General features: G+C 66.2%; 10 protein-coding genes and 1 riboswitch. Of the genes, 7 read left to right on the forward strand and 3 right to left on the reverse strand.

Annotated features, from left to right (window positions below):
- The 4 genes from ACQY76_RS01355 (at nt 1) to ACQY76_RS01370 (ending at nt 3,463) form a co-directional block, all read left to right on the forward strand.
- Nucleotides 1–558 (forward strand): lysozyme inhibitor LprI family protein, encoded by a 558-nt coding sequence (locus tag ACQY76_RS01355; RefSeq protein ID WP_428031132.1) that lies wholly within the window; start codon nt 1–3, stop codon nt 556–558.
- Nucleotides 559–657: 99 nt separating this feature from the next.
- On the forward strand, nt 658–1,419 hold the full coding sequence (locus ACQY76_RS01360) for an SDR family NAD(P)-dependent oxidoreductase (protein ID WP_428031133.1): 762 nt from the start codon (nt 658–660) through the stop codon (nt 1,417–1,419).
- Nucleotides 1,420–1,534: 115 nt separating this feature from the next.
- Nucleotides 1,535–2,443, forward strand: a complete 909-nt coding sequence (locus ACQY76_RS01365) for a sugar kinase (RefSeq protein ID WP_428031134.1) — start codon at nt 1,535–1,537, stop codon at nt 2,441–2,443.
- A 132-nt stretch (nt 2,444–2,575) separates the two neighbouring features.
- The gene (locus tag ACQY76_RS01370; RefSeq protein ID WP_428031135.1) at nt 2,576–3,463 is read left to right on the forward strand and encodes a cation diffusion facilitator family transporter; all 888 of its coding nucleotides are present in this window, start codon (nt 2,576–2,578) and stop codon (nt 3,461–3,463) included.
- Between the two features lie 172 nt (nt 3,464–3,635).
- On the opposite strand, the gene ACQY76_RS01375 is transcribed toward ACQY76_RS01370, so the two are convergent.
- Nucleotides 3,636–4,871 (reverse strand): lytic murein transglycosylase, encoded by a 1,236-nt coding sequence (locus ACQY76_RS01375; RefSeq protein ID WP_428031136.1) that lies wholly within the window; start codon nt 4,869–4,871, stop codon nt 3,636–3,638.
- Nucleotides 4,872–4,994: 123 nt separating this feature from the next.
- Nucleotides 4,995–5,122: riboswitch (TPP riboswitch) on the forward strand.
- Nucleotides 5,123–5,217: 95 nt separating this feature from the next.
- Between ACQY76_RS01375 and thiC the strand changes: the two genes are divergently transcribed.
- Both thiC and ACQY76_RS01385 read left to right on the forward strand, forming a co-directional pair.
- Entirely contained in the window at nt 5,218–7,041 is a 1,824-nt protein-coding gene (gene thiC / locus ACQY76_RS01380; RefSeq protein WP_428031137.1) for a phosphomethylpyrimidine synthase ThiC, read from the forward strand.
- Nucleotides 7,042–7,095: 54 nt separating this feature from the next.
- The gene (locus ACQY76_RS01385) at nt 7,096–7,539 is read left to right on the forward strand and encodes an NUDIX hydrolase (protein WP_428031138.1); all 444 of its coding nucleotides are present in this window, start codon (nt 7,096–7,098) and stop codon (nt 7,537–7,539) included.
- A gap of 105 nt (nt 7,540–7,644) precedes the next feature.
- On the opposite strand, the gene oxlT (ACQY76_RS01390) is transcribed toward ACQY76_RS01385, so the two are convergent.
- Together oxlT (ACQY76_RS01390) and oxlT (ACQY76_RS01395) are read right to left on the reverse strand one after the other, a co-directional pair.
- Nucleotides 7,645–8,877, reverse strand: coding sequence for an oxalate/formate MFS antiporter (oxlT, locus tag ACQY76_RS01390; RefSeq protein ID WP_428032907.1), 1,233 nt, complete (start codon nt 8,875–8,877; stop codon nt 7,645–7,647).
- Between the two features lie 763 nt (nt 8,878–9,640).
- On the reverse strand, nt 9,641–10,945 hold the full coding sequence (oxlT, locus tag ACQY76_RS01395) for an oxalate/formate MFS antiporter (protein ID WP_428031139.1): 1,305 nt from the start codon (nt 10,943–10,945) through the stop codon (nt 9,641–9,643).
- A gap of 515 nt (nt 10,946–11,460) precedes the next feature.
- Here oxlT (ACQY76_RS01395) and ACQY76_RS01400 point away from each other — a divergent pair.
- Complete coding sequence (locus ACQY76_RS01400; protein ID WP_428031140.1) at nt 11,461–12,162, forward strand: GntR family transcriptional regulator; 702 nt, start codon at nt 11,461–11,463, stop codon at nt 12,160–12,162.
- The last annotated feature ends 285 nt before the right edge of the window (nt 12,163–12,447 follow it).

Consider the following 12,447-nt stretch of genomic DNA (forward strand, 5'->3'; position numbering starts at 1 on the left):
ATGACGCACCCGCTTCGCCTTCGCGGCTCGCTTGCCGCCGTTGCGCTGTTGTTCGGCGCACTGGCGCCGGCGGCCCTCGCCGGGAGCCCGGCCGAGTGCCGGCGCCAGAACGCCGACCCGCGCGGCTATCTCGACTGCCTGAACCTGCTGCAGAAGACCGGCGAGGACGAACTGCAGCGAAGCGTGATCGGCGTTACCGCCGTCATCGAGGCGCGCGCCGACCTGCAGCCCGCCCAGCGCCGGCGCTGGATCGGTCTGTTTGAGGAATCGCAGGGGCGGTTCGTGAGCTGGCGCAATTTCGAGTGCCAGAGCATCGCGCCCTTCGAGGGCGAAGGCCCCCGGCAGAGCGTCGGCGGGCGGATGGGCGGTGCCGGCGTCATCGAGCAGCGGCTCGTCTGCCTCATCGGCCACAATGAGCGCCGTGCCCGCGACCTCGCAGCCCGCTACGCCCCGGCCGGTGGCTGGCCGGCGCCCGCCGTTCCGCCGCCGGCCAGCGCGCCCGCGCCGGCGGCCTCCGCCGCACCCGCCGTCGCGCCGCGCCTCATCATCGCCCCCTGAGACCATGGCGGGATAAGCCCGCCGCGCGTCTTGTGCGTTTGCGGCGGTGCGGGGATCATGTCGGCCATGACTTTCCCCCCATGCGAAGGATGACCGAAGATGGATCTCGGACTGAAGGGACTGCGCGCCGTCGTGACCGGCGGCACCAAGGGCATCGGCCTCGCCATCGCCGAAACCCTCGCCGCTGAAGGCTGCGATGTGGCGGTGTGCAGCCGCAATGGCGCTGAAGCGGAAACCACCGCTGCCCGTCTCGCCGGCTCCGGCGTCAAGACCCTGGGCGTCGCCGCCGACGTGGCCGATGGCGCCGCCCTCGCCAGCTTCGTGGAAAAGGCCGCCGAAGCCTTTGGCGGGCTGGACATCGTCGTTGCCAATGTCAGCGCGCTGGCGGTCGGTCATGATGAGGAGCATTGGAAGAAGGGTTTCGACACCGACCTCATGGGCACGGTACGCCTCGTCAACGCGGCGATGCCTTATCTGGAGAAGAGCGCCGCCGGTTCCATCGTCACCATCTCCTCGGTCTCGGGCCGGGAGATCGACTTCGCCTGCGGGCCCTATGGCGTGTTCAAGGCGGCGCTGATCCACTACACGCAGGGCCTCGCCTTCCAGCTGGCGCCGAAGAAGATCCGCGCCAACACCGTCTCGCCGGGCAACACCTATTTCGACGGCGGCATCTGGAACCAGATCAAGGACGGCAACCCGGCCCTGTATGCCGAGGCGCTGGCGCTCAACCCGACCGGCCGCATGGCGACTCCGCAGGAGATCGCCAATGCCGCCGTGTTCCTCGCGAGCCCCGCTGCGAGCTTCGTCTACGGCACCAATCTCGTCGTCGATGGCGCGCTGACGCGCGGCGTCCAGCTCTGAGCCCCCACTCGATTCCGTCCCGCCTCGCGTGGGACGGAATCCACCCCGGCCTTGCCTCACCGGGGGAATAAAGCGAGGCTCCCGCGCGAATCGACGCGCGACCGAGGAGTGACGCATGGCCAAGGTAATCTCGATCGGCGAAGTCATGGTCGAACTGGCACGCGGCGCTGACGGGCGCTTCGGCCAGTCGATCGGCGGCGACACGTTCAACACCGCCGTCTATCTCTCCCGGGCCGGCGTCGAGACGGCCTATGCCACGGCACTGGGCGACGACCCCTACTCCGATTCCATCCGCGCCTCCGCCGAGGCCGAGGGCATCGACACCCGGCTGATGGCGCGGGTGCCCGGTCGCACGGCAGGGCTTTACCTCATCGACACCGATGCGATGGGCGAGCGCAGCTTTACCTATTGGCGCGAGAACGCGCCGGCACGCGAGTTGTTCGAGCTGGCGGGCTGGGAGGCGCTGTGCGAGCAGCTGATCGAGGCCAACCTCGTCTACCTCTCCGGCATCACCCTCTCGCTCTATTCCAATGCCGGGCTCGGGCGGCTGCTGGCGACGCTGGAATTCGCGCGTGAACGCGGCACGCGCATCGTCTTCGATGGCAATTTCCGCCCACGCAACTGGCAGGGTGATGTCGCCCGCGCCCGCGCGGTCTACGCCCAGGCACTCAAGCGCAGCTCCATCGCCCTGCCCACCTTCGAGGACGAAGCCATGCTGTGGGGCGACGGATCACCGACCGCCACCGCCGAGCGCCTCGCCACCTTCGGTGTGCAGGAGATCGTGGTGAAGAACGGCGCCGAGGGCGCGCTGGTGGTCAGCGGCGGCGCGGCGCAGCTCGTCCCCATTCCTCAGCCGGTGGACGCCATCGACACCACGGCGGCAGGCGACAGCTTCAACGCCGCCTATCTCGCCGCGCGACTGGCCGGCGAGGCGCCCGCCGCCGCCGCCGAGGCCGGCCACCATCTCGCCGGCCGCGTCATCCGGCATCGCGGGGCGATCCTGCCGCGCCACGCCAATGCCTGATCCACACGTCAAGCGCAGGTGCGAACGCTTCTGCGAATGACTTGCAAGTCATTGCGCATGCTTGCTTTTTCTGAAGTGAGCGACTAATCGCTGCGGCATCGGGCGCGCGGCGCCGAAACGGATACGGCGCCGATGGCTCACTCCTCGCGAATCGCATTGATCAATGTCGGCATCAGCCTTGTTGTGCTGGGGCTGAAATATCTCGCTTATCTGCTCACCGGCAGCGTGGCGCTGTATTCCGACGCGCTGGAAAGCATCGTCAATGTCGCCACCGCCATCACGGCGGTGCTCGCATTGCGCGTCAGCGCCAAGCCGGCCGATGCGGCGCACCCCTATGGCTATGCAAAGGCGGAGTATTTCTCCGCCGTCATCGTCGGCGTGCTCATCGTCGTCGCGGCCATCACCATCTTCCGCGAGGTTTATCTGGGCTGGCTTTCGCCGCATGCCTTCGATGCGTCGCCCAAGGGCCTCGCCATCAACGCCCTCGCCACCGTGATCAACGGCGTGTGGTGCGCGGTGCTGATCCGCGAGGGCCGCCGCTCCCGCTCGCCGGCGCTGGCCGCCGATGGCCGCCATCTGCTGACCGATGTCATCTCCTCGGCGGGCGTGCTGCTGGGCGTCGTGCTGGCCGCGCTCTCGGGCTGGGATAAGCTTGACCTCGTCCTCGCCGGGCTGGTCGCCCTCAACATCCTGTGGTCCGGCTGGTCGGTGCTGAAGGAGAGCGTTGGCGGGCTGATGGACCAGGCCGTGCCGGCCGACACGCTGGAGCGCATCCGCAAGCGCATCGCCGCCGAGGCGACCGGCGCGATCGAGGCGCACGACCTGCGGACCCGGCAGGCCGGCCGCATGATCTTCGTCGACTTCCACCTCGTCGTCCCCGGCGACATGCCGGTGAGCCAGGCCCATGCCATCTGCGACCGCATCGAAGACGCGCTGGAGGCCGAGGTCGCCGACATCCTCGTCAACATCCATGTCGAGCCGGAAGTGAAGGCCAAGCAGCAGGGCGTGCCTGTGCTGTAGAGGCTGACGGTTGGTCTGCCCTGCCGGCGAACGCTACCCCCCGCGCCGTTATCCCGCCCAGTCGCCGTCATCCCCGGGGTTTGACCCGAGGAACGAGGTTTTCGGCGCGAGGAAGAATGGCGTGGAGGACCGGGTCAAGCCCGGCCGTGACGTCGATCTGCCGGAAAAAGAATCACTTGCCCGCGCGCAGCGCCGCCACCAGTTCCGGCGTCGGGTAGGAATCGGCCGGCATGCCGAGCCGCATCTGCTCCACCTTGATCGCCTGCCGCGTCGCCGCGCCGATAATGCCGTCGACGCGCCCGACATGATGCCCGCGCGCATTCAGCAGCGTCTGCAGATCCTTCGCCTGCGCCATGGAGAGCACCGGGATCTTGTCGCCCTGCCCGCGATTGAACGGCCCCGCCCCGGCAACACGCGAGGCGAGATAGGCGGCGGAGGTGGCGTAGGTGAGCGAGTTGTTCCACTCGGTGAACACGTCGAAATTGGGATAGACGAGGAAGGCCGGCCCGAAGCGCCCCATGGGCAGCAGCAGCGAGGCCGGCAGTTGGTCGGCGGGAAGCTGCCCGCCGCCGGCCCGCACCACGCCCATGCGCGCCCATTGCGACCGGGGGATCTTGATCGAGAGATCCGCCTGGTCCCAGGGCAGGTTTGCCGGCACCCGCACCTCCTCCAGCCAGGGCTGTCCGGCCTTCCAGCCCAGGGCCTGGATGTAGTTCGCCGCCGAGGCCAGCGCGTCGGGGGCGGAGCGGATCAGGTCGACCCGGCCGTCGCCGTCGAAGTCGACGCCGTAATTGAGATAATGGTCGGGCAGGAACTGGAACTGGCCGAGCTCGCCGGCCCAAGGCCCGCGCATGGTCTGCGTGGTCAGGTCGCCGCGGTCGATGATCTTCAGCGCCGCCATCAACTGGGTGCGGAACATGTCCGAGCGCCGGCAATCCCACGCCAGCGAGGCCACCGAGCGGATCGTCTGCTTGTCGCCCATGAAGGCGCCGAAATCGGTCTCGAGCCCCCAGAAGGCGACCAGCACCGCGCCCGGCACGCCGAAGCGCTGCTCGATCCGGCTGAACAGATCGGGATTGCCCTGGATCTTCTGCCGCCCCTGCTGGATGCGGTAATTGGCGACCATGCGGTCGGAGAACTGGAAGAAGCTCTGCCCGAACACCTTCTGCCCGCGATCGGTGCCGACGATGTCGGGGGCGTAGGTCACGCCGTTGAGCGCCGCCGCCACCGTGCGCGGCGAGACGCCCTGCGCCACCGCCTGCTGCTTGAAGCCGGCCAGCCACGCATCGAAGCCGGCTCCCGAGGTGCCACAGTTCTGCTGCGCCATGGCGCCGGTGGCAAAGGCGAAGGGCGCGGCAAGCGCCGCCAGTATGGCAATCCTGCCAAGCGATGTGGTCAAGCTGGGCATGGCACTCTCCGGTGTCTCGTTCTGCAATCTAGCGCGTGGCTCAGCAATCTACAGGAAATACGGCGGCGGCAGGGTGACGGATCGCACCGGATTTGACCCGGCACCGACTTTCGTCAAAGATCAACACGTTCCAAGGGGAGCCCCGCTAGGGGGCTGAGAGAGCGCCGGCCACGCCGAAAGGCAAGGCAACGCGATGACCCTTCGAACCTGATCCGGGTCATGCCGGCGAAGGGATCGGAACCGAATGGCGTCGCCACCCCGCGCTTGTCGCGCCGGACAGGCGCCGCCATCCTTCCCCAACGTCAAATACCCGGGTCTCCCCAACCTCTGGTTCTGGAGATCCACAATGACGACCAAAAACCCCGAAAGCCCTGCCATCGGCGTCGCCACCGGCGCCATCCCCGGCTCGCGCCGCATCTATGCCGAATGCCCGGCGCGCGGCTTTCGCGTGCCGTTCCGCGAAATCCTGCTGCACCCCTCGGCCGGCGAGCCCAATCTGGCGGTCTATGATGCCTCCGGCCCCTATACGGATGAGAACGCCGCCATCGACATCGCATCGGGCCTCGCGCGCCCGCGCGACGCCTGGGTGCGCGGGCGCGCCGACGTTGAAGAGTATGCCGGCCGCCTGGTGAAGCCGGAAGACAACGGCCATGTGCCCGCCGACAGGCTGGTGGCGCCCTTCCCCGTTCACCGCCGGCCGCTGCGGGCGAAGGCCGGCGCGGTGACGCAGATGGCCTATGCGAGAGCCGGCATCGTCACGGCGGAGATGGAATATGTCGCCCTGCGCGAGAATGGCCTGCGCGAGCGGATGCACGACCTCATCCGCGACGGCGAGGATTTCGGCGCCGCCATCCCCGATATGGTGACGCCGGAATTCGTGCGCGACGAGGTGGCGCGCGGGCGGGCGGTCATCCCCGCCAACATCAACCATGGCGAGTTGGAGCCGATGGCCATCGGGCGCAACTTCCTCGTCAAGATCAACGCCAATATCGGCAATTCCGCCGTCACCTCCTCCGTCGCCGAGGAGGTTGACAAGATGGTGTGGGCCATTCGCTGGGGCGCTGACACGGTGATGGACCTCTCCACCGGGCGCAACATCCACAACATCCGCGACTGGATCGTGCGCAATTCGCCGGTGCCCATCGGTACCGTGCCGATCTACCAGGCGCTGGAGAAGGTGGGCGGCATCGCCGAGGACCTCACCTGGGAGGTGTTCCGCGACACGCTGGTCGAGCAGGCCGAGCAGGGCGTCGACTATTTCACCATCCATGCCGGCGTGCGCCTGCCCTATGTGCCGCTCACCGCCAACCGGGTGACCGGCATCGTCTCGCGCGGCGGTTCCATCATGGCGAAATGGTGCCTCGCCCATCACCGCGAGAGCTTCCTCTATGAACGCTTCGAGGACATATGCGAGATCATGCGCGCCTATGACGTCACCTTCTCGCTCGGCGACGGGCTGCGCCCCGGCTCCATAGCCGACGCCAATGACGCGGCGCAGTTCGCGGAGCTGGAGACGTTGGGAGAACTCACGCAGATCGCGTGGAAGCACGATTGCCAGGTCATCATCGAGGGGCCCGGGCATGTGCCGATGCACAAGATCAAGGCCAACATGGACAAGCAGCTCGCCACCTGCGGCGAGGCGCCGTTCTATACGCTCGGGCCACTGACCACCGACATCGCTCCCGGCTACGACCACATCACCAGCGCCATCGGTGCGGCGATGATCGGCTGGTTCGGCACCGCCATGCTCTGCTACGTCACGCCGAAGGAGCATCTCGGCCTGCCCAACCGCGACGACGTGAAGACCGGCGTCATCACCTACAAGATCGCCGCCCACGCGGCCGATCTCGCCAAGGGCCACCCGCTGGCGCGCGCCTGGGACGATGCGCTCTCGCGCGCCCGCTTCGAGTTCCGCTGGCAGGACCAGTTCAGCCTGGCGCTCGACCCGGACACCGCCATGGCCTTCCATGACGAGACCATGCCGAAGGAGGCGCACAAGCTGGCGCATTTCTGCTCGATGTGCGGGCCTAAATTCTGCTCGATGAAGATCAGCCACGAAATCCGCGACACCGCCCGGCAGGCCGAGAACGTGCGGGGGATGGAAGACATGGCGGAACGCTTCCGCAGCGGCGGCGGGCAGATCTATCGCGACGCCACAGCGGCGGAGTAGGTTCGGTGCGCGGCAGGCCCACCCCTGCCGCGCCCCTTCAGGAGCACCGACTGAATGAATGCGCCGTCCTCTGCCCGCCCTACCGTCGCCGTGCTGGCCCTCGTCGAACGCGCGGGGGAGGTGCTGCTGGTGCGCCGCGCCAATCCGCCGGATCAGGGCCTGTGGGGGTTTCCCGGCGGCCGGGTGGAGCCGGGCGAGACGCATCTCGACGCGGCACTGCGCGAACTGCACGAGGAAACCGGCATTGCGGCCGACACGCCGCGCCTGCTCACCGTGCTCGACTTCATCCAGCACAATGATGCCGGCACTCTCGCCCACCATTTCGCGATGATCGCGGTGCTTTGCCGCTGGCGCGCCGGCGAGGCGGTGGCGGCCGACGACGCGCTGGAGGCACGCTGGTTCGACCAGCCGGCGCTCGCCGTGCTCGGCCCGCTCGCCAGCCTGAAGGTCGAATACCTCGCCGATCTCGCGCTGGCTCTGCCGGCCGACGCCGGCTGAAATCCGTCTCCAAAACGAAAAGGGGGCCCGCAAGGGCCCCCAGATCGTACAGGTAACGCTATGGCGTGCGTTCCGTCCGGCGGCCGGAGGGGCCGCCGATCGGGGTCAGGCATGCGCCGAGGCGGTGGTGGTCTTTTCCACCGCAGGCGGCATGGCGGCGGAACGCGCCACATGCGCCTTGAGGGTGCGCGGCAGAACCGCGATCGCCAGGAAGGCCGCGAACAGGTCCATGGCGGCAACCGTGTAGAGCACGGTCGACCAGGTGCCGGTCGCTTCCATCAGCAGGTTGCCGACCGGCACGAACAGCGCGCCGATGCCCTTGGCGGTGTAGAGCACGCCGTAGATCTTGCCGATGTGCTTGGTGCCGAAGGCGTCGCCGGCCAGAGCCGAGAACAGCGAGTAGACTTCACCCCAGGCGAGGAACACCACGCCGGAGAGGATGAGGAACGCCCACGGATTGTGGCCGAAGGCGCCGAGCGCGATGATGCCGAGGCCTTCGAGCGTGAAGGCGATGACCATGGTCTTCTCACGGCCGATATGATCCGAGATCCAGCCGAACAGCGGACGCGAGATGCCGTTCATGACGCGATCGAGCATCAGCGCGAGCGGCAGGGCGGCCATCACGAAGAAGTACAGGTCGACCTTGAACTCCTTCACGCCGAGATCCTGCGCGATGACGCCGAGCTGCGCCACGGCCATCATGCCGCCGGTGACGACGCAGATGAACATCAGGAACATCAGCCAGAAGAGCTTGGTGCTCATGGCTTCGGTGAGGGTGTAGTCGCGGCGGCTCTGGTTGAGCTTGTTGGAAGCCTTCACTTCGCCAACCTTGGGCGAGCGCAGGAACCAAGCCGCGACGAAGGCGAGGCCGCCCTGCAGCAGGCCGAAGAAGAAGAAGGTCTCCTGGAAGCCCGACGACTCGATCATGGCGGCGATCGGCAGGATGGTGGCGGCCGAACCGGCGCCATAGCCACCCGCCGTCAGGCCGACGGCGAGGCCGCGGCGATCGGGGAACCACTTCAGGGCGTTGTTGATGCAGGTGGCGTAGATGGAGCCCACGCCGATGCCGCCGATGGCCGCGCCGAAGTAGAAGCCCATCAGGCTGGTGGCCTGCGCGTTGATCACCCAGGCGGTGCCGATGAAGACGGCACCGAAGGCGACCATCAGGCGCGGGCCGAGCTTGTCGATGAAGTAGCCTTCGATCGGCGCAAGCCAGGTCTGGACGAGGACGAAGATGGTGAACGCGATCTGGATCGATGCGCGCTCCCAGCCGAAGGTCTCCTGAATCTCAGGAACGAACAGGGTCCACGCGTACTGGATGTTCGCGGTGGCCACCATGCAGACGACACCGACGACAAGCTGAAGCCAGCGACGGCTTTCCGAAAAATCCTGGCCTGGCCCGACGGCCGCCAGCGTCTTGGACGTACTCAAGGGCGATCTCCTCATCCCAATTCAAATTGTGCCGCGGATCGGCTTTTTTGTTGCGGTCGCTCCGAGCCTCTGGGCAAGGGCGCCGGCTTGTCGTTGGTCACGGGGAGCGCTGTTCCCGCCCCCGTGACGGCCGCGTCGCGGCAGTGTCATTCCCAAAAAGGTTGCGCGGTATCTGCCGCCTTACGTCGTGTCCCGAGCCGCTCGAAGGCTCCTGACGCAGGGTTGCAGAACCGACCCGCTAAGGCCTGATCATAATCGACAATATTATGTATGCCAATTGTGTTTTATGCCTCTCACACCGTTCGGTAAGCCAACAGTCCTCGTACACTTTCGACTTGCCCTATGAGTCGACATTAAAAGATGTCACATCGTTGTCGCACGGTTGCGTTGGGTAAGCTCAAATTCATATAGCAAGTGATGAGCAGGAACGTTGAGGAATGTTGACTGACCCTCATCCGGGCAAACAACGTCAAATTCGCGGCGAAAGCGTGAACGGAGCCCCCGTCGCCAGCACCCGGGCGCCGCGTGTCTGTTTTGAATACTGCCAAGCTGCGCAGCGGGAGCCCGCCGCCGTGCCCTCGTGCGCAGGTCGCCAACCGCCGCGCCAAAGAAAAAGGGCCCGTCCGGAGACGGGCCCTGAAGATCGAAGCGACGAAAAAATGGCGGCGAACTACTCGGCCGCCACCACCTTGGCGGCCGACGCCTTGGCCGCCGCACGGCGGCCATGGGCTTTGGCCAGCGGCTTCAGCACCGCCAGCGCCATCACGGCGGCGATGATGTTCAGCGCTGCAGCGGCGATGAACACCGCGTGCCAGCTTCCGGTCGCGGTGGTGAGGATGCTGGTGAACGGCACGATCAGCGCGGCGGTGCCCTTGGCGGTGTAGAGAAGTCCCGCATTGGTGGTCGCGAACTTCGAGCCGAAGGCGTCGCCGCACATTGCCGGGAACAGCGAGTAGATCTCGCCCCAGGCGAAGAACACCAGGCCGGTGAGGATCACGAACAGCACCGGGTTCTGGCCGAGCACGCTGAGCGCATAGATGCCGACGCCCTCGATGGCGAAGGCCACGAACATGGTGTTCTCGCGGCCGATCTGGTCCGACACCCAGCCGAAGAACGGACGGGTGAGGCCGTTGAGCACGCGGTCGATCGCGGCGGCGAAGGTGAGTGCCGGCAGGGTAATGCCGATCAGGCTCACCGGGACGTCGGCGATGCCGAAATCCTTGGCGATCGGGCCGAGCTGAGCGGTCGCCATCAGACCGCCGGCGGCCATCATCACGAACATCGCGTACATGACCCAGAACAGCGGGGTCGTCAGCATTTCCTTCGGCGCGAAATCGCGCGCCGACTGGGAGACCTTGGCGATCGCCTTGGCGGCGAAAGCGGCGATCTGCTCCTTCTTCGGCGCGGCGAGGAAGAGGCCGATGAACAGGATCACGATGCCCTGGCCGATGCCGAAATAGAAGAACGCGGCCTCATAGCCCTGATTCTTGATCATGTTCTGGATCGGGATGACGGTCAGCGCCGAGCCGGCACCGAAGCCGGCGGCGGTGATGCCGGCGGCGAGGCCGCGACGATCCGGGAACCACTTGAGCGAGTTGCCCACGCAGGTGCCATACACCGCGCCGGCGCCGACGCCGCCGAGTGCCGCACCGACATAAAGCAGGGTCAGCGTGTCGGCATAGGAGTTCACCACCCAGGCAAGGCCGCAGAGCAGGCCGCCGAACAGCACCACCACGCGCGGGCCGTACTTGTCGACGAACCAGCCTTCGACCGGCACGAGCCAGGTTTCAGTAACGATGAAGATGGAGAACGCCACCTGGATCGCAGCGCGATCCCAGCCATGGGTTTCCTGCATCGGATTCACGAAGAAGGTCCAGCCGTACTGCATGTTGGCGATCATGCACATGCAGATCACACCGAACACGAGCTGCAGCCAGCGCTTCTTATTGACGGATGACGTTGCGTCAGTTGTCATAATGTCCTCGAACGTTTCCCAACGTAAAGCGAGCCGAATTTTCCTGTTCTTGCTTTTGAATGCGCGTCGATCGCGCCCATTCATCGGGCACACGATCGGCCATTGCGGCCACCATACTGACATTTTTCGGTTATGCAAAATTTTGCATACCATAAACATCTCGATGTAACAGAAAAATTGCTTACCTAGCGGCACATTACGGAAGGGAATACTGTCGGGTTATTACCTAACGTCACAGCGCCGCAATGCCGCCGCAAACCGGCATGGATCGGCGAAAAGCGCATGGGGCCGGGACAGGAAGGCCTGACGGCAAAGGTCGGCGCGCCCGCAGCCGGCCGCACGCCGCATGGACATTCTGTATGTGTTATACGATGCTCATTCGCGCCGCTTTCCCATGAAGAATCGTCAAGGTTCACGAGAGCGGCGCAACAGCCCGACCGAACGGGCGCCCTGCAGGAAACCTGCGGCGGCAGATAACAAGAACAACACTTTCACAACTGACGAGGAAGCCGCCCGTGGAAAGCGCCGACACCCAGACGAGACTGAACATCGCGCCTCTCGCCGCCAATACCAGCCTTCGGACATTGGCCTATGACGCCATCAAGAAGGCGATCACCGAGATGGACATGTACGGGCAGGACAGCGAGATCCGGCTGGACGAGCGTCAGCTCTCCCATGATCTCGGGGTCAGCCGCACCCCCATCCGCGAGGCGCTGACGGTTCTCGAACAGGAGGGCTTCGTGCGCTCGGTGCCGCGCCGGGGCATCTTCGTGGTGCGCAAGTCCAAGCGCGAGATCATCGACATGATCATCGTCTGGGCGGCGCTCGAGAGCATGGCCGCGCGTCTTGCGGCCAGCCGCGCCAGCGACCGCGACCTCGCCGAACTGCGCGAGATGTTCCACGGCTTCGAGGGCGAAGCCCCCGCCGAGCATATGAACGAGTACTCCAACGCCAATATCCGCTTCCACCAGACCATCATCCGGCTGGGCGGCTGCGAGATGATCGCGGAGGTGACGGAAAACCTCTTCATCCATATTCGCGGCATTCGCGCCGTCTCGGTGCGCCAGGAGAATCGCTCCGAGCGCTCGCTGCAGGAACACCGCGCCATCATCGCCGCCCTGGTGGGGCGCGATGCCGATCTCGCCGAGCGCCTGGTGCGCGAACACACGCTTGGTCTTGCCGCCCATGTGGAGAAGCACGGCAAGTTCCCCTCCTGAGCCGCGTCCGGGTTTCGGCGACGCGGGCGCGCCGCACCATCCCCCTCTCGCAACAGCCGTTTTCCCGGCCCGCTGCCCTCATCGGCGGCGGGCCGTTTCGCGCGATGAGGCCGGGTTCCGCTGGGTGTGGACGCCGTAGGGCGGTGTCCCCGCGAACTTTTGGCTGCGTGTTTCAGCAAAGTGTTCAGACGCTCTCGCCACGCGGGATCACCCGTGGTATATTGCATACGCAAGCGCGCTCCGGCCATCTTACGGAACGTCAGTCAGGCAAGAGAAAGCGCGCTG

Origin of the sequence: Ancylobacter sp., from assembly GCF_965279025.1 — a bacterium.
GTDB lineage: Bacteria > Pseudomonadota > Alphaproteobacteria > Rhizobiales > Xanthobacteraceae > Ancylobacter.